General features: G+C 71.5%; 25 protein-coding genes and 2 pseudogenes. 23 read left to right on the top strand and 4 right to left on the bottom strand.

From position 1 onward, the window contains the following. Window positions 1-126: 126 nt before the first annotated feature. Window positions 127-339 carry a helix-turn-helix transcriptional regulator gene (locus ACYVGN_RS10360; RefSeq protein ID WP_460790610.1) on the bottom strand — a complete coding sequence of 71 codons (213 nt, stop codon included), beginning with the start codon at window positions 337-339 and terminating at the stop codon, window positions 127-129. A gap of 109 nt (window positions 340-448) precedes the next feature. On the opposite strand from ACYVGN_RS10360, the gene ACYVGN_RS10355 reads away from it, so the two are divergent. Then, window positions 449-1159, top strand: coding sequence for a hypothetical protein (locus tag ACYVGN_RS10355; protein WP_460790608.1), 711 nt, complete (start codon window positions 449-451; stop codon window positions 1157-1159). 24 nt (window positions 1160-1183) lie between these two features. Here the strand turns inward: ACYVGN_RS10355 and ACYVGN_RS10350 are convergent, their stop codons facing one another. After that, window positions 1184-1762 (bottom strand): MarR family winged helix-turn-helix transcriptional regulator, encoded by a 579-nt coding sequence (locus ACYVGN_RS10350; RefSeq protein WP_460790607.1) that lies wholly within the window; start codon window positions 1760-1762, stop codon window positions 1184-1186. A 78-nt stretch (window positions 1763-1840) separates the two neighbouring features. On the opposite strand from ACYVGN_RS10350, the gene idi reads away from it, so the two are divergent. From idi to ACYVGN_RS10260, 18 genes and pseudogenes are all read left to right on the top strand, one after another. Continuing rightward, window positions 1841-2371, top strand: a complete 531-nt coding sequence (idi, locus tag ACYVGN_RS10345; RefSeq protein WP_460790605.1) for an isopentenyl-diphosphate Delta-isomerase — start codon at window positions 1841-1843, stop codon at window positions 2369-2371. Then, the gene (locus ACYVGN_RS10340; RefSeq protein ID WP_460790604.1) at window positions 2368-3429 is read left to right on the top strand and encodes a polyprenyl synthetase family protein; all 1062 of its coding nucleotides are present in this window, start codon (window positions 2368-2370) and stop codon (window positions 3427-3429) included. Before idi ends, ACYVGN_RS10340 begins: the two co-directional genes overlap by 4 nt. After that, entirely contained in the window at window positions 3426-4298 is an 873-nt protein-coding gene (locus tag ACYVGN_RS10335) for a phytoene/squalene synthase family protein (RefSeq protein WP_460790602.1), read from the top strand. The genes ACYVGN_RS10340 and ACYVGN_RS10335 overlap by 4 nt, the downstream gene beginning before the upstream one ends. Further along, window positions 4295-5869, top strand: a complete 1575-nt coding sequence (gene crtI, locus ACYVGN_RS10330; RefSeq protein ID WP_460790600.1) for a phytoene desaturase family protein — start codon at window positions 4295-4297, stop codon at window positions 5867-5869. The genes ACYVGN_RS10335 and crtI overlap by 4 nt, the downstream gene beginning before the upstream one ends. Beyond that, window positions 5866-6186, top strand: coding sequence for a lycopene cyclase domain-containing protein (locus tag ACYVGN_RS10325; RefSeq protein WP_460790598.1), 321 nt, complete (start codon window positions 5866-5868; stop codon window positions 6184-6186). Before crtI ends, ACYVGN_RS10325 begins: the two co-directional genes overlap by 4 nt. Next, the gene (locus ACYVGN_RS10320; RefSeq protein ID WP_460790597.1) at window positions 6183-6506 is read left to right on the top strand and encodes a lycopene cyclase domain-containing protein; all 324 of its coding nucleotides are present in this window, start codon (window positions 6183-6185) and stop codon (window positions 6504-6506) included. The genes ACYVGN_RS10325 and ACYVGN_RS10320 overlap by 4 nt, the downstream gene beginning before the upstream one ends. Beyond that, entirely contained in the window at window positions 6493-7374 is an 882-nt protein-coding gene (locus tag ACYVGN_RS10315; protein WP_460790595.1) for a prenyltransferase, read from the top strand. Before ACYVGN_RS10320 ends, ACYVGN_RS10315 begins: the two co-directional genes overlap by 14 nt. Window positions 7375-7382: 8 nt before the next feature. Beyond that, window positions 7383-9527 carry an MMPL family transporter gene (locus tag ACYVGN_RS10310; RefSeq protein WP_460790593.1) on the top strand — a complete coding sequence of 715 codons (2145 nt, stop codon included), beginning with the start codon at window positions 7383-7385 and terminating at the stop codon, window positions 9525-9527. Then, window positions 9524-9979, top strand: coding sequence for a pyrimidine dimer DNA glycosylase/endonuclease V (locus ACYVGN_RS10305; protein WP_460790591.1), 456 nt, complete (start codon window positions 9524-9526; stop codon window positions 9977-9979). The genes ACYVGN_RS10310 and ACYVGN_RS10305 overlap by 4 nt, the downstream gene beginning before the upstream one ends. A 13-nt stretch (window positions 9980-9992) precedes the next feature. After that, window positions 9993-10877 carry a TIGR01777 family oxidoreductase gene (locus tag ACYVGN_RS10300; RefSeq protein WP_460790589.1) on the top strand — a complete coding sequence of 295 codons (885 nt, stop codon included), beginning with the start codon at window positions 9993-9995 and terminating at the stop codon, window positions 10875-10877. A 162-nt stretch (window positions 10878-11039) separates the two neighbouring features. Further along, window positions 11040-11414 (top strand): annotated as a pseudogene (locus tag ACYVGN_RS10295) (transposase); the annotation flags it as partial. Window positions 11415-11460: 46 nt separating this feature from the next. Further along, window positions 11461-12858 (top strand): IS30 family transposase, encoded by a 1398-nt coding sequence (locus ACYVGN_RS10290; RefSeq protein WP_460790587.1) that lies wholly within the window; start codon window positions 11461-11463, stop codon window positions 12856-12858. Between the two features lie 7 nt (window positions 12859-12865). Continuing rightward, window positions 12866-13156, top strand: a pseudogene (locus ACYVGN_RS10285) (integrase core domain-containing protein); the annotation flags it as partial. Window positions 13157-13372: 216 nt separating this feature from the next. Then, complete coding sequence (locus ACYVGN_RS10280) at window positions 13373-14380, top strand: zinc-dependent alcohol dehydrogenase (protein WP_460790585.1); 1008 nt, start codon at window positions 13373-13375, stop codon at window positions 14378-14380. Further along, entirely contained in the window at window positions 14377-14778 is a 402-nt protein-coding gene (locus tag ACYVGN_RS10275) for a 6-pyruvoyl trahydropterin synthase family protein (RefSeq protein WP_460790584.1), read from the top strand. Before ACYVGN_RS10280 ends, ACYVGN_RS10275 begins: the two co-directional genes overlap by 4 nt. Then, the gene (locus tag ACYVGN_RS10270) at window positions 14778-15797 is read left to right on the top strand and encodes a glycosyltransferase family 4 protein (protein WP_460790582.1); all 1020 of its coding nucleotides are present in this window, start codon (window positions 14778-14780) and stop codon (window positions 15795-15797) included. The genes ACYVGN_RS10275 and ACYVGN_RS10270 overlap by 1 nt, the downstream gene beginning before the upstream one ends. Beyond that, window positions 15794-16555 (top strand): RibD family protein, encoded by a 762-nt coding sequence (locus ACYVGN_RS10265; RefSeq protein ID WP_460790580.1) that lies wholly within the window; start codon window positions 15794-15796, stop codon window positions 16553-16555. The genes ACYVGN_RS10270 and ACYVGN_RS10265 overlap by 4 nt, the downstream gene beginning before the upstream one ends. A 152-nt stretch (window positions 16556-16707) precedes the next feature. After that, a complete protein-coding gene (locus ACYVGN_RS10260) occupies window positions 16708-18048 on the top strand; it encodes an acetamidase/formamidase family protein (protein ID WP_055988517.1) in 1341 nt (446 codons plus the stop codon). A 64-nt stretch (window positions 18049-18112) separates the two neighbouring features. On the opposite strand, the gene ACYVGN_RS10255 is transcribed toward ACYVGN_RS10260, so the two are convergent. Together ACYVGN_RS10255 and ACYVGN_RS10250 are read right to left on the bottom strand one after the other, a co-directional pair. Then, a complete protein-coding gene (locus tag ACYVGN_RS10255) occupies window positions 18113-19243 on the bottom strand; it encodes a Gfo/Idh/MocA family protein (protein WP_460790578.1) in 1131 nt (376 codons plus the stop codon). Next, window positions 19243-20079: a sugar phosphate isomerase/epimerase family protein gene (locus tag ACYVGN_RS10250; RefSeq protein WP_460790576.1), complete on the bottom strand. Its 837-nt coding sequence runs from the start codon at window positions 20077-20079 to the stop codon at window positions 19243-19245. The genes ACYVGN_RS10255 and ACYVGN_RS10250 overlap by 1 nt, the downstream gene beginning before the upstream one ends. A 109-nt stretch (window positions 20080-20188) precedes the next feature. On the opposite strand from ACYVGN_RS10250, the gene ACYVGN_RS10245 reads away from it, so the two are divergent. The 4 genes from ACYVGN_RS10245 to ACYVGN_RS10230 all read left to right on the top strand — a co-directional run bounded on the left by ACYVGN_RS10245 (window position 20189) and on the right by ACYVGN_RS10230 (window position 25569). Then, window positions 20189-20800: a TetR/AcrR family transcriptional regulator gene (locus ACYVGN_RS10245; protein WP_460790575.1), complete on the top strand. Its 612-nt coding sequence runs from the start codon at window positions 20189-20191 to the stop codon at window positions 20798-20800. Between the two features lie 79 nt (window positions 20801-20879). After that, window positions 20880-22049 (top strand): MarP family serine protease, encoded by a 1170-nt coding sequence (locus ACYVGN_RS10240; RefSeq protein ID WP_460790573.1) that lies wholly within the window; start codon window positions 20880-20882, stop codon window positions 22047-22049. A 75-nt stretch (window positions 22050-22124) separates the two neighbouring features. Beyond that, complete coding sequence (locus ACYVGN_RS10235) at window positions 22125-22997, top strand: DNA-formamidopyrimidine glycosylase family protein (protein ID WP_460790571.1); 873 nt, start codon at window positions 22125-22127, stop codon at window positions 22995-22997. 64 nt (window positions 22998-23061) lie between these two features. Continuing rightward, window positions 23062-25569 carry a DEAD/DEAH box helicase gene (locus ACYVGN_RS10230; protein ID WP_460790569.1) on the top strand — a complete coding sequence of 836 codons (2508 nt, stop codon included), beginning with the start codon at window positions 23062-23064 and terminating at the stop codon, window positions 25567-25569. The last annotated feature ends 21 nt before the right edge of the window (window positions 25570-25590 follow it).

Below are 25590 nucleotides of genomic sequence, written 5' to 3'. Positions count from 1 at the left end.
ACGATGGCTCACCAGCGTCTACGACACCGCGAGCCCTGCCGGAAACCCCACCACTCCAGGGGACGCCACCGGACTTCACCCGGGCGAGGTAGTAGGTCTTGCCCGCCTTGGTGGTGCGTGGCTCGATCACTCGACCACCCCCGCCAGGCGCTCCACGTCGATGCGCCGGTAGACGCGCTTGTGCTGGGTGAGCCGAATCGGCTCCACCGGGGCGCGGCCGTCCAGGGCGAGAGCGCGCAGGGTCGTGCGGTGGATGCCGAGCAGCGCCGCCGTCTCCTCTTCGGAGTAGAACAGCGGAGCCGGCCCGGTCTGCACGACGCCCTCAGCGCCCTCGCTCATCCCGGCCTCCTTCCACGTCCCTAAGACAGTTGCGGATATTTGAGACTAAGCCACCACGCAGATAACCGCAACTATCTGAGATAACTCACAGACTCGCTACACTCGGGATATGCCCGCATCCCCGCGACGCCCCGGCGATCAGTCCTACGACGGCCTGATCGTCTCGGCCGATCTGCCCGACGGGTGGCACCTCGCGTCCCGGTTTCCCGGCGAGCGGGACGACGACGCGAGCGAGCAGATCGACGCGATCCTCGGCTACAACGACCAGGCGACCACCGACGCCGACCGGCAGGCGCAGCTCGACTCCGAGGCGAACGAGACGATCGACGGCCGCTGGCGGTACATCGAGCACACCGCCACAGCGACCCGCGTGCTCATCCGACTCCAGCGGCAGACCTTCGCCGTCCCCGAGGAAGTGCGGATCACCGGCGTCATCTACCTGCCGTGGCGACCGGGCGACCCGATCACCAGCCAACTCCTGCGGGAGCTGCCGACCGCCCGCATCGAGGCGGCGATCAACAAGCGGCTGTTCGCTATGACGCGCACCGAGACGATCACCGGCGGCAAGATCGTCCTGCCCTCCGGCCGCAAGGTGTCCGAGCGCGACCTGCTCAAGCCCCTCGGCGACCCGAAGCGAACCCCGGACTTCTACGAGCTGGTCGCCCTCCAGCACGGCCGACTCGCCGGGCGGGGCGACCCGAACCCCTCAGCCACGATGGCCGACATCAGCGGCGTCGCGCTCTCCACCGCGCAGGGCTGGGTCACCCGCGCCCGCGCCCGCGGACTGCTCCCACCCGGACGCCAGGGCCGAGCCGGGTAGGCGCGGAGGCGTTGATCGCCCGACTCACTCCCGGGAGTCTGGATGAATCTCGCTCCATTCGTCCTCAGTGGTTGCGCTCAGGGCCTCTAAGAACCTGATGACGATCTCTCGCTCCGCCGGTGTGAGCATCGCGGCGACCCGAAACCGGCGCGCGTGCTCTCGTCCGATGGTGAGCTCGGCGGCCTTGCGAGTCTCCGGGGTGATGACGACGGCGATCGCCCGCCGGTCTGTGGGGTGCCGGGTCCGATGGACATGCCCGCCCGCCTCCAGCCGGTCGAGGAGCTTCGTCGTCGCCGCGCTCGAGATGCCGAGGTGCTCCGAGATGTCGCGCGCCGTGACGTGCTCGCCTTGGTCGCCCTTGACGATCATGAGCCGCAGGGCCTTCATATCGGTCTCGCCGAGCCGCATGTAGCGATGCGAGGCCTCGGTTACCCGGCGTTCGGCCTCGCGCCAGCGGAACATTGCGTCCATGACTCGGACCATCTGCCCGAGGTTCGTCTCGTCGATCCCGTCGAGGGCGTCGAGCACGCCGAGCCTACGACGGGCGTCCATCACCCGTGGATCGTGGAGGCCCATCGCGACCTCGGGCGGCTCCGCCGACATAGCACCAGGGTAGTCGTTCGCGAACTACTTGATATAAGTTGGATGCAAGCCAAGTTAGTAAGCTACTAAGGGAGGAATATGGATAACGTCGTGCTCCTCTCGATCGACGGCGAGGAGATCGGCACCGCCACGAAGGCCTCCGTGCACGGGGCAGACACGCCCCTACACCTCGCGTTCTCGTGCTACCTGCACGACGACGACGGACGGATCCTGATGACCCGGCGTTCCCTCGCTAAGCGAACCTGGCCTGGAGTTTGGACAAACTCCTTCTGCGGTCACCCGCGTCCCGGTGAAGCCGTGGTCGACGCCGTGCGCCGGCACGCACACCTCGAACTCGGCGCCGAGCTCGAGGAGCTCGACCTCGAGCTGCCGCTCTTCCGCTATCGCGCGGTCGACCCGTCCGGCGTCGTCGAGCATGAGGTCTGCCCCGTCTACACGGCCAGGCTCGCCTCCGAGATCCAGCCGGCGCCGAGCGAGGTCATGGATCACGCCTGGGTCGAGCCGGCGACGCTCGCGCAGTCCGTGCGGAGTGTTCCCTGGGCGTTCAGCCCCTGGCTCGTGCTCCAGGTCGAACTCCTCGAACGATTCCGTACGGCGGCGCAGATATGACGAGCCTGGCCGAGTCCGGCGTCGCGCTTGACCAGGTCGAGCTCCGACTCCGAGCCTACTTCGATCGTTCGAGCGAACGGGCCGCCCGGCACTCGCCTCAGTATCGGGAGCTCTGGCGGGAGCTGCGGGGCGCCGCGTCCGGCGGCAAGCGCCTGCGCCCGCGCCTCCTCCTGACCAGCTATCTCCACCTCGAGGGCGGGCCGTTGGAACCCGCGATTCAGATGGCCACGGCGATCGAGCTACTGCATACCGCCCTGCTGCTCCACGACGACGTGATCGACGGGGACCTCGAACGCCGCGGCGCACCCAATCTCGTGGGGGCGTTCGCCGCAGCCACCGCCCAGACGGGTCTCCCGCAGTCGCAGTCGCGGCGCTGGGGTGAGAGCGCGGCCATCCTCGGCGGAGATCTGCTGCTGGCCTCGGCGGTGCGGCTGACGGCGGGCCTGGACCTTGAGCGCGACCGACGCGAGCGGATCATGGAGCTGCTAGACGAGAGCATCTTCCGGGCCGCTGCGGGCGAGCTCGCCGATGTCGCATACGCCTCCGGGATCGGGACGCCGACCGCTGCCGACATCCGCGACATGATGGCCGACAAGACGGCGCACTACTCCCTCGAGCTGCCGCTGCGCGCGGGCGCGATACTCGCGGGCGCCTCGGGGGATCCCGAGGAGCGCCTCGGCGCCATCGGCAGCTCCCTCGGCATCGTCTTCCAGATGCGCGACGACCTGCTCGGCGTCTTCGGCGATCCCGTCGAGACGGGCAAGAGCACTTGGAACGACCTGCGCGAGGGAAAGCAGACCATGCTCATCGCTTATGCCCGCAGTTCGTCGACGTGGGCGAGCACGGCGGAGCTCTTCGGCAGCCCATCGCTCGCGGAAGCCGAAGCCCAGCGGCTCCGCGGGGCGCTCGAGGACTCAGGAGCGCGGGCCCGCCTGGAGGAGGAGATCCGGCGCGAGCGCGACACCACCATCGGCCTCATCCGCGAGGCGGGCCTTCCCGTTGCCCTCACGGACCTGCTCGTCCGGGAGGCGAACGAGGCGGCGGAGCGCCTCGGATGACCCGGCTCGGCGGGCTCTCCCTCTACGACGGCACGGCGACCGTCGTCTCGGCCCCGGTCATACGGCGCTACTCGAACTCGTTCCGGCTCGCGACCTCGCTCTTCCCCAGCCGCTGCCGTGCGGCGGTCGGCTCGATCTACGCGCTCGTGCGCATCGCCGACGAGATCGTCGACGGGACGGCGGCCGAGGCCGGACTCGACCTGCCTGCGCAGGCGGAGCGCCTCGACGAGCTCGAAGCTGAGACGGCCCGAGCCATCGCCACCGGCTTCAGCGCGAATCTCGTGGTGCACGCCTTCGCGAACGTCGCGCGCACCACGGGCATCCCGCCCGAGCCGATCGCCGCCTTCTTCGCCTCCATGCGCAGGGACCTCGACGATGTCGACTTCGACGACGTCGAATACCGGACATACATCCACGGCTCGGCCGAGGCCGTCGGGCTCATGTGCCTGCGGGTGTTCGTCCACGGGTCCGACGTTCCCGCCGAGCACCTCGGCCTGCTCGAGCCTGGCGCCGCACGCCTCGGCGCCGCGTTCCAAAAGGTCAACTTCCTGCGCGACCTCGGAGACGACGCCAGACGCCTCGACCGCGCCTACCTGCCCGGTGTCGATCAGGGCGGCCTGACGGAGACGGCGAAGACGGCGATCGTCGCGGATATCCGCACGGATCTCGACGCGGCACGCACCGCCATCCACGCTCTTCCGCGCGACTGCCGTCGCGCCGTCCGGGTCGCGACGGAGATCTTCGACGAGCTGCTGCGTCGCATCGAGCGCCTCCCCGCCGACCGGCTCGCCGAGGTGCGGGTCTCGGTCCCGGCGACGAGGAAGCTCGCGATCGCGCTTCGCTGCACACTCATGCCGGGGCGCGCATGATCGGCCGCGAGGTCGTCGTGATCGGCGGCGGCATAGCGGGGATCGCGACGGCGGCGCTGCTGGCCACCGATGGGCACCGGGTCGTCCTGCTGGAGGCTGGCGAGGAGCTCGGTGGGCGCGCCGGGTCCTGGAGCTCCGAGGGATTCCGCTTCGACACGGGCCCGTCCTGGTACCTCATGCCGGAGGTCTTCGACCACTTCTACCGGATGCTCGGCACCTCGACCGAGGCGCAGTTCGCCCTGGAGCGGCTCGATCCCGGGTACCGCGCCTATTTCGAGGGCGTCGCGCGGCCCTTCGACCTCCCGGCCGGCCGCGAGGCCGCGCGCGCCGCGATGACGGCCCTGGACCCCGGTGCCGCCGGCCGGCTCGAGCGCTACTTCAACTCCGCGACGTCGACCTACGATCTCGCGCTGCGCCGCTTCCTCTACACCTCCTTCGACAGCGTGCGCCCGTTCCTCGACGCCGAGGTGCTGCGGGGGCTGCCGCGCCTCGCCCGCCTTCTCGGCCGCTCGCTCGACGCCGAGATCCGCTCCCGGACGAGGGATTCGCGGCTGCGTCGACTGCTCGGCTATCCCGCCGTCTTCCTCGGCGGCTCGCCGCTGCAGGTGCCGAGCATGTACCACCTGATGAGCCACCTCGACGTGGACGACGGCGTCCTCTACCCGCAGGGCGGGTTCGCCCGGATCGTCGAGAGCATCGCCTCCCTCGCCGAGTCGGCCGGAGCGCGACTGATCACCCGGGCGCGCGTCGTGCGGATCGTCGTCGAGGACGGCCGTGCCAAGGGCGTGGTCGTGGCTCGCGAGGACGGGATCGAAGAACGCGTCGACGCCGACGTCGTGGTGGCGACCGCCGATCGCCACCACGTCGAGATGCAGCTGCTGGACCCGGAGCATCGCGAGCATGGCCCATCCTGGTGGGCGCGACGACAGGCCGGGCCCGGCGCGGTGCTCGCGATGCTCGGGATCCGGGGGCCGGTCCCCGAGCTGGCGCACCACACCCTCCTCTTCGCCGACGACTGGGACGGCGGCTTCGAGGCGATCGCGCAACCGGGCGGCGGACTGCCGGCGCGTCCCTCGCTCTACATTGGGAAGCCGAGCGCGACCGACCCCGACGTCGCGCCCCCGGGCGACGAGAGCCTCTTCGTGCTCGTCCCCGTCGCCGCCGATCCGAGTCTCGGGCGCGGCGGCATCGCCGGCGCGGGGGATCCGGCGATCGAGGCCTTCGCCGATGGGGTGATCGCGCAGATCGCCGATTGGACCGGGGCCGGGGATCTCGCTGCGCGGGTCGTCGTGCGCCGCACGGTCGCGCCCGGAGACTTCGCGGGCGACCTCAACGCCTGGTCAGGCAGCGCCCTCGGCCTGGCACACACCCTCCGGCAGAGTGCCCTCCTGCGCGAGCGGAACGCGTCCAAGCGGGTCAGCGGGCTGCTCTATGCGGGCTCGACGACGATCCCCGGGATCGGCGTCCCGATGTGCCTGATCAGCGCCGAGCTGGTGCTCAAGCGGCTGCGAGGCGATCGCTCGGCATCCCCACTGCCGGAGCCGAGCCCGCCAGAGCAGGTGCCGGCATGAGCCCCCTCTATCTCGCGATCCTCCTCCTCCTGCTCGGCTGCATGGTCCTCGTCGACCGGCGCTGGCGGCTCGCGTTCTGGCGCGACTCCCGGCGCGCCACGGTCGTCCTCATCGTGGGCGTCGCCCTCCTACTGGTCGCCGATGTCGTCGGGATCGCGCTCGGCGTGTTCCACCTGTCGACGACCTGGGTGATGACGGGCGTGGTCCTCGGACCGGAGATGCCCATCGAGGAACCGGTGTTCCTCGTCTTCCTCGTCTACCTCACGATCAATCTCCTCGGCCTTTTCGGCCCCATCCAGAGACGGCCCCCCCGATGACCTACCTCCTGCTCGTCGGCGCTCTGCTCGTCATCGCGCTGGTCATCCGCGTCGTCGGCGAGGTCGTCGTGCGGCGTCGCGGCGAGCGGATCCCCCTCATGCCGACGCTGCTGGCCTCGGCGGCGCTGGTGGTCCTCACGATCGTGTTCGACAACGCGATGATCGCTGCGGGCCTCTTCGCCTACTCCGACGCGCACATCTCCGGAATCCGGATCGGTCTCGCCCCCCTGGAGGACCTTGCCTACCCGCTCGCGGTCGCGATCATGGCCCCCGCGGTGTGGGAGCTCGCCCGCGGGAGGCGACGCGATGTCGCGGCCTAGCCCGCTCGCGCTCCGGCTGCTCGTCGCATCCCGGCCGCTCAGCTGGGTCAACACGGCCTACCCGTTCGCAGCGGCGTACCTGCTCGCGGGCGGCGGCGTCGATGCGGCCGTCATCGTGGGGAGCGTGTTTTTCCTGATCCCCTACAACCTTGCGATGTACGGGATCAACGACGTTTTCGACTACGCCTCCGACGCGGTCAACCCGAGGAAGGGCGGCGCGGAGGGGGCGCTGCTCGAGCCCTCTCGGCATCGGGCGGTCCTCGTCTGGGCGGTCGTGCTGTGCGTGCCGTTCGTCGCGATCCTCGTCGCGATGGGCTCCCCGGGCTCCTGGGCGGTGCTCGCCGTCTCCCTGTTCGCCGTCGCCGCCTACTCCGTGCCGGGCCTGCGGTTCAAGGAAGTGCCGGTCCTGGACTCGATCACCTCGAGCACGCACTTCACCAGCCCGGCGGTCTACGGATTCGTCCTCGCCGGCGGCGCCTGGGGATGGCAGCCGGTCCTCGTCTTCGCCTCCTTCTTCCTCTGGGGCGCGGCGGCGCATGCGTTCGGCGCGGTCCAGGACGTCGTCCCCGATCGCGACGGCGGCATCCGCTCGATCGCCACCGCCCTGGGAGCGGCCCCCACCGTGCGACTCGCGATCGCGCTCTGGCTCGTGGCGGGCGTGCTACTCCTGCCGCTCGGCCTCCCCACAGCCTTTGCCGCGCTCCTCGCGCTGCCGTACGTGTTCCTGGCCTGGCCCTATCGCTCGGTGTCCGACGCCGACTCGGGAACGGCGAATCGCGCCTGGCGGCGGTTCCTCGTCGTCAACTATCTCGTCGGCTTCGTGGTCACCCTCATCCTCATCGTCGTCGCCACCGGCGCGTGGCAATGAAAGGGATCATGTGCACCACGACCACGCCTCGTCCCCGGGGCAGGAACCCGCTTCGCGTCATCGTCCCGGCGCTGCTCGTGCTCGTCTGGTTCGTCGTCGCGGCAATCGCCGGCCCCTACTTCGGTCGGATCGACGAGGTCTCCTCCAACGACCCGACCGCCTACCTTCCGAGCACGGCGGACGCCACCGAGGTCCAGAACCGCCTCCCCGACTTCCTCGGCGGGGATGTGATCCCGGCGATCGTGCTCATCGTCGCCGACGAGACGCTGACCCCGGTCCAGCTCGCCGAGCTCGACGCCCTCCCCGACGAACTGGCCACCATCGATGCCGTCGTCGGGGATCCGAGCCCGCCGATCCTCGCTGCGGATGGCCGGGCCGCGCAGTTCATCGTCCCGTTCGACGCCGATGCGGGGGTCGCCGATGCGGTCGCCGAGCTCCGCGCGGAGCTGTCCACGCTCGCCCCAGGGGGGACCTCGGCCTATGTCACCGGACCGGCCGGCTTCACCGGCGACCTCGTGACGGCGTTCGCCGGCATCGACGGCATCCTGCTGCTCGTGGCCGTGGCCGCCGTGCTGCTCATCCTCGTCATCGTCTACCGCTCGCCCCTGCTGCCGCTCGTCGTCCTCCTGACCAGCATCTTCGCGCTGTGCGCCGCCCTGCTCACGGTGTGGTTGATCGCGATGGCCGGCATCTTACCGCTCAGCGGGCAGACGCAGGGCATCCTCTTCATCCTCGTCATCGGTGCCACGACCGACTACTCACTGCTCTACGTGGCGCGATACCGAGAGGCGCTTCGAGCGAACGAGGGCCGGTGGGAGTCGACGAAGGCCGCCGTCAAGGGCTCCGTGGAGCCGATCCTCGCGTCCGGCGGCACCGTCATCGCCGGACTGCTCATGCTGCTCGTCAGCGAGCTCGGCTCCAACCGAGCGCTCGGGCCGATCGCTGCCATCGGGATCGTGTTCGCCCTGCTCGCCGCGTTCACCCTGCTTCCCGCCCTCCTCATGCTCTTCGGCCGAGCGGCGTTCTGGCCCAGGCGCCCGACCTTCGAGCCGACGCAGGCCGGCGCCGATCCGGTGCCGACCGAAGGCCTCTGGTCACGGGTGCCGCGCTTCGTTGCCCGGCGCGCTCGGCCGATCTGGATCATCTCGGTCGGCGCCCTCCTCGCCGCCATCGTCGGCGTCCTCCAGCTCGACGCCGACGGGGTGCCGGCGAGCGACCTGGTGCTGGGCAGCTCCGAGGCGAGGGACGGCCAGGTCCTGCTCGGCGAGCACTTCCCAGGCGGCTCGGGCAGCCCCGTCTTCGTAGTCGTCGGCGAGGATGACATGCATGACGCGGCCGATGTGCTGCTCGCCTCGCCCGATGTCGAGACCGTCTCTATCGTCGCCGACTCGCCGATCGGCAGCGCCCCGGTCGTCTCGGACGGCATCCAGTCCTCCATCCCCGGGGTACCGCCCCCCGCCCCCGTCGTCTCGGACGGCGCCGTGCTCCTCCAGGCGACCCTGATCCACGCTGCGGACTCGTCCGCCGCCGAGGGCGCCGTCGTCGAGCTGCGCGCGGGCCTCGGCGAGACGGCGCTCGTCGGCGGCGTCACGGCGACCGCGATCGACTCGGACGCCGCCTCGATCCGGGACCGGACGCTCATCATCCCTCTCGTGCTCACGGTGATCCTCCTCGTGCTGATCGTGCTGCTGCGCGCGCTCGTCGCGCCACTCCTGCTCATCGGCACGGTCGTGCTCTCCTTCGGGGCGGCGATGGGCGTCGCCGCGCTCGTCTTCAACCACGTGCTCAGGCTCCCGGGCGCCGACCCGGCGGTGCCGCTCTTCGGGTTCGTGTTCCTCGTCGCGCTCGGCATCGACTACAACATCTTCTTGATGACCCGCGTGCGGGAGGAGGCGCTTCGCCACGGAGCACGCGCGGGCATGTCCCGAGGCCTCGCGATCACCGGCTCCGTCATCACCTCAGCCGGCGTCGTCCTCGCGGCGACCTTCGCCGCGCTCGCCGTCATCCCCATCCTGTTCCTCCTGCAACTGGCCTTCATCGTCGCGTTCGGCGTGCTCCTGGACACGATCCTCGTGCGCTCGCTGCTCGTGCCAGCGCTCGGACAGGAGCTCGGACGCGCGATGTGGTGGCCGTCGAGGAGGATCGGGGTATGAGGATCTGGTCACTGCACCCCCGGCAGCTCGACCGGCAGGCGCTCATCGCCTGCTGGCGGGAGACGCTGCTCGCGCAGGCCGTGCTCGCCGGGCGCACGAAGGGCTACATGCACCACCCGCAGCTGACCCGGTTCCGGGAGCGCTCCGACGGGCTCGACCTCGTCGGCGCCTACCTGTCGGCCCTCGCGGACGAGGCCTACGCCCGTGGCTACCGCTTCGATCTCTCCCTGATCGACCGACCGGTCGGGATCGGCGAGCGCCTGCCGCTGACCGACGGCCAGCTCGCGCACGAATGGGCCCACCTGCGAGCCAAGCTCGAGACCCGCAGCCCCGAGACGGCTGCACGGTGGCGTGACGCGGCGCCAGAGCCGCACCCGCTGTTCGTGGTCGTGGCAGGCCCCGTCGCGGAATGGGAGCGGGTCGCGGCAGCGCCCGGATTGGGAAGGGGGTGATCTTGTGCGGGTCGTGATCGGCGGGGCGTCCGGGCTGATCGGCTCGGCGCTAACCGAGCGCCTGCGGGCGCGAGGGGATCAGGTGATCCGGCTGGTGCGGCGCCGCGCCCAGGCGGCCGACGAGACGAGCTGGTCCCCGGCCGAGGGTCAGATCGACGCAGGGGCGCTGCTCGGCGCCGACGCGGTCGTCAACCTCTCGGGTGCGTCGATCGCGCGGCTGCCCTGGACTCGCGCCTACCGACGGGAGATCCTCCACTCCCGGGTGGCCGCGACGAGGACGATCGTCGGCGCTCTGAACGCGCTCCACGATGCCGGCGAGCCGATCCCTGCGCTCGTCAGCGGCTCCGCGAGTGGCTTCTACGGCGATCGACCGGGCGAGACGCTCGACGAGTCCTCGCCGCGGGGCTCCGGTTTCCTCGCCGATGTCGTCTCGGCGTGGGAGTCCGAGGCGCTCGCGGCGCCTGAGGGCGCCCGCGTGGCGCTCGCGAGGACCGGGCTCGTGCTCGCCCGGGGCGACGGAGCGCTGGAGCCGCTGCGGTTGCTCGCTCGGCTGGGACTCTCCGGCCCGATCAGCGGCGGCCGTCAGCACTGGGCCTGGATCGCACTGGAGGACGAGGTCGCGGGACTGCTCCACCTCATCGACTCCGACGTCGCCGGGCCGGTCAACCTGGTCGGCCCGAACCCGGCCACCGCCGGGGACGTCGTCCGGAGGATGGCTGAGCTGCTGCACCGGCCGTATTGGCTTCCGCTGCCGCTCGCTGCACTGATGGGTGCGCCCGGACGGGAGCTGCTCGGAGCCGACCAGCAGTTGCGGCCCGTCGCCCTCACGTCGAGCGGGTTCACCTTCACCCACGCCACCGTGGACAAGGCCCTAGCCGCCGCGCTCAGGCCTGTCTGATCTGAACACCGGGAAGCCTCGGGGGACTGCTGCACGAGTAGGTGACATCTGAGCTGGCTTGCCCGGGAGGGCGGCCTGGAAGGATGTTGCTGTGCCCAAGCCTTACCCGAGCGAGTTCCGTGACGACGTGGTGCGCGTCGCTCAGAACCGCGAGCCTGGAACCGCACCGCGTGGCGGATCGCCTCAGCGAACGGCTGGTTCAGCGCGTTCGGGAAGCCCAAGCGCGGCAAGCACCGGAAGCCGGGGCCTCCCGTGCACGACGACCTCTGCGCCGTCGTAGACGAGCACGGCCGGACCCGACACGTGTTCACCGCCGACGCGCCGAACGAACTGTGGCTGACGGACATCACTGAGCACAAGACCGCCGAGGGCAAGCTCTACCTCTGCGCGATCAAGGACGTGTTCTCCGGTCGGATCGTCGGGTACTCGATCGACTCGCGGATGAAGTCGCGACTGGCCGTTCAGGCGCTCGAGAACGCCGTCGCGATGCGCGGCGACGTCGCCGGCTGCGTGGTTCACTCAGACCGGGGATCTCAGGGCGAATTCAACTGGTCGTCGCAACACCTCGATCAGGAGGTGTTCGATGGTTCGTCGTCAGCAGGCCGCGGACAGGGCGGTTCGTCCGAAGCTCCGCTCGCCGGGGCATCCGAAGTTCCAGAAGCGCGTCGAGGCGGCGTTCTGGGGCGAGATCGCGAAAGGGCTGCTCGCGGAGGAAGCCGCGGGGGTTGTCGGCGTGGCGCCCGCGGTCGGCGCGAGATGGTTCCGACACGCTGGCGGCATGGCGCCATTCGACATCGCCCAGCAGCCATCGGGCCGCTACCTCTCGTTCGCTGAGCGCGAGGAGATCGCGATTCTCAAGGAGAAGGGCAAGGGCGTTCGCGAGATCGCTCGCACCATCGGCCGTGATGCCGGGACGATCTCTCGTGAGCTGCGGCGCAACGCGGCGACGCGGGGCGGGAAGCTGGAGTATCGGGCCTCGGTCGCGCAGTGGAAGGCGGACATGGCCGCGAAGCGACCCAAGGTTGCGAAGCTCGTCGCGAACCCGCGGCTGCGCGCGTATGTCGAGGATCGCCTGTCGGGGAAGATCACCCGCCCCGATGGCACGGTCGTCACCGGTCCCGAGCCGCCGCGGTTCACCGGGAGAGGCAAGCCGCACCGGAAGGACAGGGCCTGGTCCTGGGCTTGGAGTCCGGAGCAGATCTCGCACCGGTTGAAGATCGACTTCCCGGATGATGAGTCCATGCGCATCAGCCCAGAGGCGATCTACCAGTCGCTCTACATCGAGGGCCGCGGCGCGCTGAAGCGCGAACTCGTCTGGAGCCTTCGTACGGGCAGGGCGCTGCGCGTCCCGAGGGAGCGGTCGCGGCGCAAGACCTGGGCGCACGTCACGCCGGAGACGCTCATCAGCGAACGGCCAGCAGAAGCCGAGGATCGCGCTGTTCCGGGCCATTGGGAGGGCGATCTGCTGATCGGGTTGGAGCGCTCCGCAGTCGGCACGGTTGTCGAGCGCAAGACCCGTTACACGTTGCTCGTCCATCTCCCGCGGGAAGAGGGCTATCGGCACAAGGAAACGCCGAAGAACGGGCCGGCGTTGGCGGGCTACGGCGCGATCACGATGAAGAACGCTCTTGCGAACACGATGTCGACGCTGCCGGCGCAGCTGGCGCGCTCGTTGACCTGGGACCGCGGCAAGGAGATGTCTGCTCACGCGCAGTTCCGCGTTGAAACCGGCATCCCGGTGTTCTTCGCCGATCCGCAGTCACCCTGGCAGCGCGGCACGAACGAGAACACGAACGGGCTGCTGCGTCAGTACTTCCCGAAGGGCACAGACCTGTCCCGATGGAGCGCCGAAGAAATCGAAGCCGTCGCATTCGCGCTGAACACGCGCCCTCGCAAGTCGCTCGGATGGATGACTCCCGCGGAGGCCTTCAACGAGCAGCTACTGTTGCTCCAACAGGCCGGTGTTGCATCGACTGGTTGAGCCCTACCAGTTCCGCAGCCGGAAGATGCTCCGCGCCCTGGCCCGTTATCGCATGGTCGGATCCATGGGTCGCGTCGGCTCAAGCGGGGACAACGCGGCTATGGAATCCTTCTTCGCGCTGCTCCAGAAGAACGTGCTCAACCGCCGCACCTGGACCACTCGCGACCAGCTGCGCATCGCGATGGTCACCTGGATCGAACGGACCTACCACCGGCGTCGGCGGCAGGCGCGCCTTGGCCGTTTGACGCCCATCGAGTTCGAGACCATCATGAACACGGCCGTCGCACTGGCGGCGTGACTAAGAACTGTCACCTATCCGTGCAGCAGTCCCCCTCGCCTCATGTCGGCCGCGTCCTGCAGATCGATGCGATGTCCGACGCCGGGCCTGCAATGGACGGGCCCCGCGAGCCACTGCCAGCCCTCACCCCTCGCGCGCAACCCTCTGGCCAAGGCCATGTCCCGGGGACAGAGTGGGAACCGAGTCGGGGAACGAGCCGGCTCGGAGGGACGGCAGATGGCGCGCGCGACATCGTTCTGGGTCGAGGAGCCCGGGCGAGGTGGGCTGCGTACGGTCGAGGTGGGCGAGCCTGGCGACGGCGAGGTCCGCGTGCGCACGTCGTACACCGGGATCAGCCGGGGGACCGAGACGACCGTGTTCCGCGGGGAGGTGCCCGAGCGGGAGCGCGACCGCATGCGCGCGCCGTTCCAGGAGGGCGACTTCCCGGCGCCCGTCAAGTACGGCTATCTGAACGTCGGCGTCGTCGAGCACGGTCCCGCGGCGCTCAGGGGCAGGACCGTGTTCACGCTCTTCCCGCACCAGTCCGTCTTCGTCGTGCCCGAGACGGCCGTCACGCCCGTCCCCGACGGCGTGCCGCCGCGGCGGGCAGTGCTTGCGGGCGCCGTGGAGACGGCCGTCAACGTGCTGTGGGACGCCGCTCCGCTCGTCGGCGACCGGATCACGGTGATCGGCGCCGGCATGATCGGCTGCGCGGTCGCGCGGCTGGCGCAGGGCATCCCGGGCGCCGACGTGGTCGTGGTGGACCGCGACACCGCGAAGGCCGACGTCTGCGCCGCCCTCGAGGTCCCGTTCCGGACCCCGGACGACGCCCCTGAGGAGCGCGACATCGTGATCGACACCAGTGCGTCGGAGGACGGCCTGCGGCTCGCCCTGCGGACGGCCGCGACCGAGGGGGAGATCATCGAGGCCAGCTGGTTCGGCGCGCGCGAGGTGAGCCTGCCGCTCGGCGAGGACTTCCACTCGCGACGGCTCACCATCCGCTCGAGCCAGGTCGGCCTCGTGGCCCCGCGCCGCCGCGCGACGCGGACGCCCGCGACGCGGCTCGCGCTGGCGCTCGACCTGCTGCGGGACCCGGCGTTCGACGCGCTGCTCACGGGCGACTCGCCCTGGAGCAGCCTGCCCGAGGTGATGGCGGGCATCGCGGACGGCAGCGTTCCGGGGCTCTGCCACACGATCAACTGGCGAGACGGCACCTGGCAAGACGGCGACGGGACAGACGGATGACCTACACGCTCACGGTCCGCGATCACATGATGATCGCGCACAGCTTCACCGGCGACATGTTCGGGCCGGCGCAGCGGCTGCACGGCGCCACGTTCGTCGTCGACGCCGCCTTCCGCGCGGCGGAGCTGGACGAGAACGGCGTCGTCGTCGACATCGGCCGGGCCTCCGACGTGCTGCGCGACATCCTGTCGTCGCTCACCTACCGCAACCTCGACGACGATCCGCGCTTCGTCGGCGTCAACACGACGACCGAACGGCTGTGCGCGTTCATCGCGGAGCAGCTCGCGACCGCGGCGCGCACGGGAACGCTCGGAAGGGATGCCGGCGACCTGCACGGGATCGCGGTCACGCTCCACGAGTCGCACGTCGCGTGGGCGTCGTACGAGCTGGAGCTGTGATGCCGACCATGACCTTCGTGGTGCCGACCGGCATCGACGATCCGGCGCGGGTGAGCGGCGGGAACGTCTACGACCGCCACGTGCGGGACGGTCTGGCGAACGCGGGCTGGGACGTGCGGATGGCCGAGGTCGCGCCGGGCGCGGATCGGGACGTGCGTCGCGCCCTCGCGACGGTGCCGGACGGCGGGGTCGCGCTGGTGGACGGCCTGATCGCCGGGGTGTCGGCGAGCGCGATCGACGACGGGGCCCGTCGCGTGCGCGTGGTCATCCTGGCGCACATGGTCGTCGACGCGTTCCCCGACGCCGATCCCGCCGCGGTCGACGGTCAGTGGCGCGCGCTGCGCGCGGCGCACCGGGTGATCGCCGTGAGCGAGTGGGCGGCGGCGCAGTTCGCCGCGGGCGGGATCCGCGACGTCGTCGTGGCGACGCCGGGCGGCGCCCGGGCCGAGGTGGCGGGCGGCGCGGAGGGAGGGGGAGAGCTCCTGTGCGTGGGCGTGCTCGCGCCGCACAAGGGCCAGGATGTGCTGCTCGACGCCCTCGCGCGCCTCGCCGACGTGGCCGGCTGGCGGTGCACTCTGGCGGGTGCCGCCGACGTGGAGCCGGACTTCGCCGAGGCGCTGAGGGCACGCTCGCGCGCGGCCGGCGTCGCCGAGCGCGTCGAGTTCGCCGGCGTCCAGGCCGCCGCGGGGCTCGACCGGATCTACGGGCGCAGCGACGTGCTCGTGGCGCCCTCGCGCACCGAGGCCTACGGCATGGCGATCACCGAGGCGCAGGGCCGGGGCATCCCCGTCATCGCCAGCAGGACGGGCGGGATCCCGGAGGCGGTCGACCCGGCCGCCGCGATCCTCGTGCCGCCGGGCGACGTCGACGCGCTCGCCGAGGCCTTGGAGCGGTGGATGTCGGATCCGGCGCTGCGGCGCACGCTCAAGGCGGGGGCCGTGCGCGCGCGGTCGCGCCTGCGCGGCTGGAGGGACACGGTGACGCGGATCTCGTCCGCGCTCGGGGAGGAGGCCCCATGACCGGAGCACACGAGGCGGGCCGCCGCGCCCGCCCCTACGTCACGCTCAGCTGCGCCATGTCGCTCGACGGCTGCGTCGACACCGCCGCGCCCCATCGCCTGGCGCTGTCGAACGAGGCCGACTTCGACCGCGTGGACCAGCTGCGGGCGGACAGCGACGCCATCATGGTGGGCGCCTCCACGGTGCGACGCGACAATCCGCGGCTGCTCGTGCGCAGCGAGGAGCGGCGCCGCGCCCGAGTCGAGCGCGGCCTGACGGAGTCACCCGTGAAGGTCACCGTGACCGCGACCGGCGATCTGCCGGCCGACTCCTCGTTCTTCACGGCGGGTGACGTCGAGAAGCTGGTCTACTGCCCGGCCGGAAAGGCGGCGCGCATCTCGCGCACTCTGGGTTCGCGGGCGACGGTGGTCGGGCTCGGCGCGGAGGTGTCGATGACGCTGGTGCTCGAGGACCTCGCGCAGCGGGGCATCGGCCGGCTCCTGGTCGAGGGCGGAGGCCAGCTCCACACCCAGTTCCTCGTCGAGCGGCTCGCCGACGAGCTCCAGCTCGTGGTCGCCCCGTTCTTCGTGGGCGAGCCCGGCGCGCCCCGGTTCGTGCAGCCCGGCCGGTTCCCGTGGGACGAGGGCCACCGCGCGCGGCTGCTCGACACCCGGCCCATCGGCGACGTGGTCCTGCTGCGCTACGCGCTCTCCGCGCGCTGCCCGGCGAGCGCTGCGGATGAGGTCGCACGCGCCGCGGCCCCGCCCTCCGTCGAGTAGGACGCGCGCCGAGTGGGCGCGCTCAGCAGGCGGATGGCGGCGTGGGAGCGGTTTTACCGCGCCGACACGTGCGGCTGACTCCGGGGTAACGGCCGGCTCCTAGCGTCGCGGGTGTCGGGGTCGACGAGGGACCCGGCAGAGAGGAAGCTGCGATGGAACACGAAGGCCGACAGGCGGCGGAGACGATCGAGCGGGGCATCGGCCGGCGCGGGCTCCTGCAGGCGGCGGCGGCCGTCGGTGCGGGCACCGCCCTCGCGCTGGGGGCGACTCGGCCCGCGGCGGCCGCACCGGTCACCGGACGGGCGGACGCGTACACCGGCGTCCTCCAGCCGGGTCGGGGCCGCATCGACGGGGACGTGTACCTCGGCTCGGAGCCCGACGAGGTGCTGTGGGGCTACGTCCCCTCCGTGCACGCGTCGCCGACGGCGCGCATCCGGTCGGGGCAGACCGTGACGATCGACGCGGTCTCGCACGAGGGCATCCTGGAGGATCAGGGGCGCGACCCGGTCGCCTACTTCGCGGAGCACGGCTTCTCGCGCCGCGAGGTGCTCGACGACGCGGTCGCGATCGCCTCCGGGTACACGCGCACCCCGCGCGACTTCGACCGCGACGGGCCCCACGTCGTCACCGGGCCGGTGTTCGTGGAGGGCGCCCAGCCGGGCGACGTGCTCAAGATCGAGACGCTCGAGGCGCGCCCGCGCGTGCCCTACGGCGTGATCTCGTCCCGGCACGGAAAGGGATCGCTCGCCGTCACGTCGAACGGGGCGCCCGCCGGCATCACGCTCGACGAGGTCATGCCGCCGGTCGAGACCGACGGGCGGTCGACGGGCATCCCGACCGAGTACGGCAACGTGTCGGTGCTCGCCAGCGTGCAGGGAACCAGCGCGGTGGTCGGCTCGGGCGCGAGCCGCGCGAAGTTCCCGTTGCGCCCGTTCTTCGGGATGATGGGCGTCGCGTTCTCGCAGAACACCGAGCCGACCGCGCCGGAGGCGAACTCCATCCCGCCGACGCTCGGCGGCGGCAACATCGACATCAGCCTGCTCGGACCGGGGTCCACGTTCTACGTCCCCGTGAGCGCCGAGGGCGCCCTGTTCTACGTCGGCGACCCGCACATGGCGATGGGCGACGGAGAGGTCGCGCTCACGGCGATGGAGGGATCGCTGCGCGGGACCTTCCGGCTCACGGTCTGCAAGCCCGGTTCGGGCGACGCGCCGTCCGTCGCGTTCACATACCCGTTCGCCGAGACCGAGGACCTGTGGATCCCGATCGGCCTGTCGGATCCGAACGGATCGGTCGACGGGCAGATCAACGACCTCGACATCGCCATGCGCCGCGCGGTCGTGAACGCGCTGGACTTCCTGCAGCACGACCTCGGGATGGACCGCGCGATCGCGTACGCGTACCTGTCGGCCGCCGCCGACTTCGTCGTGTCGCAGGTCGTCGACCGCACGGTCGGCGTGCACGGCAAGATCCGCAAGTCCGACATCGGCTGAGCGAGCCGCGACGAGAAGCGGGCCCCCGCCATCCGGCGAGGGCCCGCTTTGGCGGTTGCGGCTGCTACAGCGTCGCGGCGAAGGGGTCGAAGTCGGCGCCCAGCGAGCCGACCTCGGCGAGCGTGCTCTGCACCTGGACGAAGCCGCGGGCCTCGGCCGATTCCTCGATCGCCAGCAGCGTGTCGAGCACGTGGAAGCCGAACTCGCCCGTGGCGACGTGGGGGCGGTCGTCGCGGATCGCGCGGACCATGTCGAGCAGGCCCAGGCCGCGTCCGGTCAGGACGCCCTCCTGCTGCACTTCGACGACCTCCTGCACGACGGGCTCCGGCGGCACCACGTGGCGCTCCAGCTTGCGCGTGATCGTGATCGGGCCGCCGAACGTGTTCGGGTCGGGGATCACCAGGGTGCCCTCCGTGCCGGTGACCTCGACGATGCCGTGGCGCAGCAGGGGCGAGTCGGTGCTGTACAGGCTCTGCGCCTGACCGCCCTGCTCGAACTCCATCAGCACCTGCAGCGTCGAGGGGATCTCGACCGGGAACTCGTGTCCCGCGTACTCGCCGACCTGCACGAAGCGGGTCGGGGTGCCCTGCAGGCCGAGCGCGGCGACGGATGCGACCGGGCCGAACACGTGCACGAGCGTCGAGACGTAGTACGGACCCATGTCGAGCAGCGGGCCCGCGCCCTTCGCGTACAGGAACGCGGGGTTGGGGTGGAAGATCTCCGGCCCCTGCCACTGGAACGTCGTCTGCGCGAACAGCGGGCGGCCGATGTCGCCGCGCGCGATCGCGCGCTTGGCCGTCTGCACGCCCGGGCCGAGCACGGTGTCCGGCGCGACGCCGACGCGCCTGCCGGCCGCGGCGGCCTTCTCGAGCAGGCGCTGCGACTCCTCGCGGTTCACGCCGATCGGCTTCTCGGTCCAGACGTGCTTGCCCGCGGCCACGATGGCTTCGGAGACCTCGACGTGCACGGCCGGGATCGTGAGATTGACGACGATCTCGATGTCGGGATCGTTCAGCACGAGGTCGGGCGTGCCCGCGCGCGGCACGCCGTACCTGTCGGCCTGGGCGCGGGCGCGCTCCTCCACGAGGTCGCCGACCGCGAGGACGCGCACATCCGGGAACTTCGTGAGGTTCGTCAGGTACTGGTCGCTGATGTTGCCGGCGCCGATGATGCCGACGCCCACCGGGGCGGCCATCAGGCGTCGACCTTCTCGTCGAGGCCGAGACCGCTCAGGAACGCCCGGCTCTGCTCGATCGCGTCGTAGATGTCGCCGCCGCGGGCTTCGGCGTCGTAGTGGTCGAACTCGACGATCGCGACCTCGAGCGCGGTCGCCGCGGCGATCGCCTCCTCGAGCGGCACCACGCCCTGACCGGCGGGCACCTGGTCGGCCGGGGGATAGGCGGCGACCTGCTCGGGGTCGAGCGTGCCGTCCTTGACGTGCACGGCGATCACGCGGTCGCCGAGCGTGCGCAGCAGCGTGGGGGAGTCGACGCCGGCGCGCGCGACCCAGTACAGGTCGACCTCGAGCACGACGCGCTCGTCGAGCAGGTCGGCGAGCACCTCAAGGCCCGTCCTGCCGTCGAACGTCGCCTCGAGCTCGTGTGCATGGTTGTGGTAGCCGACGCGGATGCCATGCTGCGCGCCGATCTCGGCGGCTGCGTTGAGCAGGCGCGCGGTCTCCTCGATCTGCTCCCGGCTCTCCCAGCGCGCGGGCTCGGTGTACGGGTCGATGACCGTGTGCATGCCGAGCACCTTCGCGGCCTCGAACACCGTCTCGGGCGAGGGGACCGGCACGGTCGTGCCGCTGCCGTCGGGGTTCACGAACGAGGTCGAGGCCAGGAACGCGTGGCCCGTCGGCGCCGCGAGGCCGTGGGCCTGCAGCGCGGCGGCGAGCGGCTCGGCGCGTCGCACGAAGTCGTAGGGCTCGACCGCCGTGAAGCCGCGCGCGGCGACCCGGGCGAGCGTGCCCTCGAGGTCGGCCTCGAGCGCGGCATTGACGGTGAACAGCTGGATGGACGTCTGGACCGGCATCGGTCGCGCTCCTTCGGGGTCGTCTTCGACAGGGGCCCTGGGCCCCGGATGGCATCACGGTAGCAGAAAAACCTCCACATGGAGGATTTGGGTTCGCTAGCATGACGACGTGACCGACGAGCAGCCCGCATCCGCCGCGCGCGGCCCCTATCCGAAGGGGATCGCGCGCCGCCGGGAGATCCTGGACCGGGCGATCGAGGTCTTCGCGCGGCGCGGCTCGAAGCGCACCAGCCTGCGGGCCATCGCCGAGGAGGTCGGCGTCACGCACGCCGCGCTGAAGCACTACTTCGGCTCGCTCGACGAGCTGCTGGTCGAGGTCTATCGGGCCTCCGAATCGGGCGGCGCGCGCCCGCGCCATCCCGAGGGGGCGACCCCTGTCGAGGTGATGCGCGACGCCGCCACCCGCAACCGCGAGGTCCCCGGGCTCGTGCAGCTCTACTCGACCCTCGTCGCCTCCGCCCTGGAGGAGGAGCACCCCGCGGCCCGGGAGTTCGCGACCGAGCGCTTCGCGCGGCAGCGCGAGACCCTCGCCGAGAGGGTCCGCCGCAACCAGGCGGCCGGGCGCATCCGGCCCGACGTCGATCCGGTCGCGGTCGCGGCGCTCGCGATCGCCGCGTCGGACGGCCTGCAGACCCAGTGGCTGCTGGATCCGGATGCGCCGCAGGAGGCCGCGCTCGCGCTGCTCGACGAGCTGCTCGCGCCGCCGGCGGATCCGTCCTGACGCGTTCCCAGCAACCTCCCGCCGCGATCCGAACCGCGTCGCCTAGCGTGAGAGGCACCCGGCGAGAGGAACGTGACGCGTGAACCTGATCGACATCGTCGTGATCGCGCTGCTGATCGGCGCGCTCGTGGTCGGCGCGCGCGTCGGCTTCTTCGCGGGCCTCGGCGGGCTCGCAGGACTGTTCCTCGGCGGGCTCGCGACCCCCTGGGTCGTGCCCCTCGTGAACGACGCCGTCACGAACCGCGAGTGGCGCGGCACCGCCGTTCTCGTCGCGGTGGTCGGGCTGCTCGTGGTCGGCGCGGCGCTCGGCACCGCGGTCGGCCGGCTGCTGCGGCACGGCGCCGACAAGATCAAGCTCAAGGCGGTCGAGCGCCTGCTCGGCGGTGCGCTCGGCGTGCTCGTGACCGCGCTCGCGCTCGCCGCCGCCGGCACCGCGATCGGCACCGCCGGCATCCCGGTGATCTCGTCGTCCGTGGCGTCCTCGAGCGTGCTGCGCGCGATCGACCGCGCGACCCCTCCGGCCCTCGCGAGTGCGTTCGCCGAGTTCCGCTCGGTCGTGCTGGACGACACGATCCCGACGATCGGCGGCCTCGTGGACCCGGGGCAGGACGTGCCCGAGCCGACGGTCGATCCGGGAAGCGGCGCGCTCGCCGCGGCATCCGGATCCGTCGCCCGCATCTCGGGCGTCGCGTACGCGTGCGGCGTGAGCTCGACCGGATCGGGCTTCGTCGTCGCCGAGGACCGGATCGTGACGAACGCGCACGTGGTCGCGGGCGTCGAGTCCGTGCTCGTGGAGCTGCCGAACGAGCCGGCCCGTGACGGCGTGGTCGTGTACTTCGACCCGGCCGACGACCTCGCGGTGATCGCGGTCGACGTCGACGCGGCGGCGCTGCCCGTGGTCGACCCGCTCGCTGAGGGCGACTCGGCCGCCGTGCAGGGATACCCGCACGGCGGCCCGTTCGAGACCGAGCCCGCGTCGGTCGTCTCGGTCGGCACCATCACGGCCCAGGACATCTACGGCGGCGGCGGATCGGACCGCGAGATCTACGCGCTCGCCGCGGAGGTCGTGCCGGGCAACTCGGGAGGCCCGCTGCTCACGCCTGAGGGCGAGGTCGCGGGCGTGGTCTTCGCGCGCGACGAGGCCCGCGCCGACATCGGCTATGCCATGACCACGACCGAGCTCGGCCCCGTGCTCGACGGCATGGCCGGGTTCGACGCCCCGGTGGCGACGGGGGAGTGCACCGCCTGACGTCGGTGCGCCGGCGCTCGCTCCGCTCGACGACCGGGGGTGGTCCGCGCGCTGCGGGCGGGGCAGGATGGCCGCATGCCCGAATCGCCCGAGGTGGATGCGCTCGCCGGGTTCCTGCGCGCGACCGCGACCGGCCGCGTGATCGCCGGGATCGAGCTGGAGGAGTTCCGCGCGTGGAAGTCGCGGGAGAGGCGCCCCGAGCAGCTGCACGGTCGCGGGGTCACCGGCGTGCGGCGGTTCGGCAAGCATGTAGCGCTCGACACCGATGGGCCGAGCCTGCTGATCGGGTTCGGCCGCGCGGGCTGGGCCCGCTGGCGCGAGGACGGCGATCCCGAGCCCGACGACGCGCCGCCGGCGATCGCCCGGATCGGGTTCGAGGACGGCGCGGAGCTGGCCGTGAGCGACGCGGGGGAGTGGCTGTCGCTGAGCCTCACGGTGACCGATGACCCCACGCGCGAGGCGCCCATCGCGAAGCTCGGACCTGATCCGGTGAGGGACGCCTTCACGCGCGAGGCGTTCGACCGGATCACGGGCCGCCGCCGCAAGCAGCTCAAGGCGCTGCTGCAGGAGCAGGAGTCGCTCTCGGGCATCGGCAACGCGTACTCGGACGAGATCCTGCACGTCGCGAAGCTCGCCCCCACGGCGCACGCCGCGGCGCTCACCGAGGACGAGCGCGTGCGCCTCTTCGCCGCGATCCGCGAGGTGCTCGGCAGCGCCTTCGTCGCACGCCGGGACATCCCGATCGACCGGCAGAAGGCCGAGAAGGTCGCGGCGATGCGCGTGCACGGGCGCACGGGCGCACGGGCGAGCCTTGCCCCGTGTGCGGCGACGAGGTGCGTGACGTGCCGGGCTCCAAGGGCAACGCGCAGTACTGCGCCACGTGCCAGAACGGCGGGGTCCCGCTCGAGCGGTGACCCGGGGTCGTCCGGTGCCGTCCGGCCCTTATGAGCGCCCGGAAGGGCCGATCCGCACCGATTCTCGATCGCGGGGCGCGTGAGGCAGACTCGACGGGATGCCCTCCACCCTTCTCGAGTCCGTGCGCGCGACGGACGGCGACCCCGACGGGATCTACGACGCGTTCGTGCAGTGGGCCGAGGGCGAGGGGCTGAGCCTCTATCCGGCCCAGGACGAGGCCGTGATCGAACTGGTGTCGGGCGCGAACGTGATCCTCGCCACCCCCACCGGCACGGGCAAGTCGCTGGTCGCGATCGCGGCGCACGCCGTGGCGCTCGCGCGGGGCGGCCGGACCTACTACACGGCGCCCATCAAGGCGCTCGTGAGCGAGAAGTTCTTCGCGCTCGTCGACATCTTCGGCCCGGAGAACGTGGGCATGGTGACGGGCGACTCGTCGGTCAACCCGGATGCGCCGATCGTGTGCTGCACGGCCGAGATCCTCGCGAACCTCGCGCTGCGGCAGGGCGCCGGCGCCGACGTCGACCAGGTCGTGATGGACGAGTTCCACTACTACGGCGACACGGACCGCGGATGGGCGTGGCAGGTTCCGCTGCTGCTCCTGCCGCGCGCCCAGTTCCTGCTGATGAGCGCCACGCTCGGGGACACCACGGAGATCCGCGCCGACCTCAGCCGCCGCACCGGCCGGACGACCGCCCTCGTCGCGGGAGCCGAGCGCCCCGTGCCGCTGCACTTCTCGTACGAGAAGCGCGCCGCGCACGAGCTGGTCGAGAGCCTGCTCGAGGAGCGCGAGACGCCCGTGTACATCGTGCACTTCGCGCAGGCCGCGGCCATGGAGCGCGCGCAGGCGCTCGCGAACGTCAAGGTCGCCACGCGCGAGCAGCGCGACGCGATCGCGGAGGCGATCGGCGGCTTCCGCTTCACCACGAACTTCGGCAAGACCCTCTCGCGCCTCGTGCGCGCGGGCATCGGCGTGCACCACGCGGGAATGCTGCCGCGCTACCGCCGCCTGGTCGAGACGCTCGCGCAACGCGGCCTGCTGCGCGTGATCTGCGGAACGGACACGCTCGGCGTCGGCATCAACGTGCCCATCCGCACCGTGCTGATCTCGGCGCTGTCCAAGTACGACGGAACCCGGATGCGGCGCCTGTCGGCGCGCGAGTTCCACCAGATCGCGGGCCGCGCCGGCCGCGCCGGGTACGACACGCACGGCAACGTCGTCGTGATGGCGCCCGACCACGAGATCGAGAACGAGCAGGCGCTGCGCAAGGCCGGCGACGACCCGGCCAAGCGCAAGCGGATCCAGCGCAAGAAGGCGCCCGCCGGCTTCGTGTCGTGGAGCGAGGCGACGTTCGAGAAGCTCGTCGAGGCCGAGCCCGAGCCCCTCACGCCGCAGCTGCAGATCACGTCGGCCATGATCATCAACGTCATCGGACGCGGCGGCGACGTGTTCGGCAACGTGCGGTCGCTCGTGTTCGACAACCACGAGCCGCGCGCCCGCCGGTATGCGCTCGCGCGCCGCGCCATCGCGATCTTCCGCACCCTCCGCGACGCGGGCATCGTCGAGGTGACGGGCGCGGGCGACATCCGGCTCGTCGTCGAGCTGCAGCCCAACTTCGCGCTCAACCAGCCGCTGTCGCCGTTCGCGCTGGCCGCGATCGAGCTGCTGGATCCCGAGGACGCCCCCGGATCCGCCGGCACCGGCCACTACGCGCTCGACGTGGTCAGCGTGATCGAGGCGACGCTCGACGACCCGCGCGCCATCCTGTCGCAGCAGGAGTTCAAGGCGCGCGGCGAGGCCGTCGGCGCCATGAAGCGCGAGGGCATCGAGTACGACGAGCGGATGGCGCTGCTCGAGGACGTGACGTACCCCAAGCCGCTCGCGGAGCTGCTGGCGCAGGCGTTCGAGGTGTTCGCGACCAGCCAGCCGTGGGTGCGCGACTTCGAGCTGCGGCCCAAGTCGGTCGTGCGCGACATGTTCGAGCGCGCCATGAGCTTCGCGGAGTTCGTCTCCTGGTACCAGCTCGGCCGCAGCGAGGGGCTCGTGCTGCGCTACCTCAGCGACGCGTACCGCGCCATCCGGCAGACCGTGCCCGCCGAGGCCCGCACGGAGGAGCTGCTCGACATCATCGAGTGGCTGGGCGAGCTCGTGCGGCAGGTCGACTCGAGCCTCGTGGACGAGTGGGAGGCGCTCGTCTCGGGGCAGGACGCCCACGGATCGGACGAGCCCGTGGTGCCGCCCGCGCCGCCGTCGCTCACGTCGAACCGCCGCGCGTTCACGGTCCTGGTGCGCAACGAGCTGTTCCGGCGCGTGCAGCTGGCCGCGCGCGAGGCCGACGACGAGCTGGTCGAGCTGGACCCGGATGCCGGCTGGCCCGAGGCCCTCGACGCGTACTTCGCCGAGCACGACTCGATCGGAATCTCGGGCGCCGCGCGCTCGCCGCAGCTGTGCCGGATCACGGAGGGCCGCGACCTCTGGTCGGTCGAGCAGGTCATCGACGACCCCGAGGGGAACCACGACTGGCGCATCCGCGCCGAGGTCGATCTGGCGGAGTCGGACGAGCTGGGCGCGGCCGTGGTGCGCGTGACCGAGGTCGTGCGCCTGTAGCCCGTCGGCGGCTTCGACGCG

This window comes from Microbacterium lacusdiani (assembly GCF_054779895.1).
Note: the sequence above shows the minus strand (reverse complement) of the source record. Positions and strands in the feature narration are given on the sequence as shown.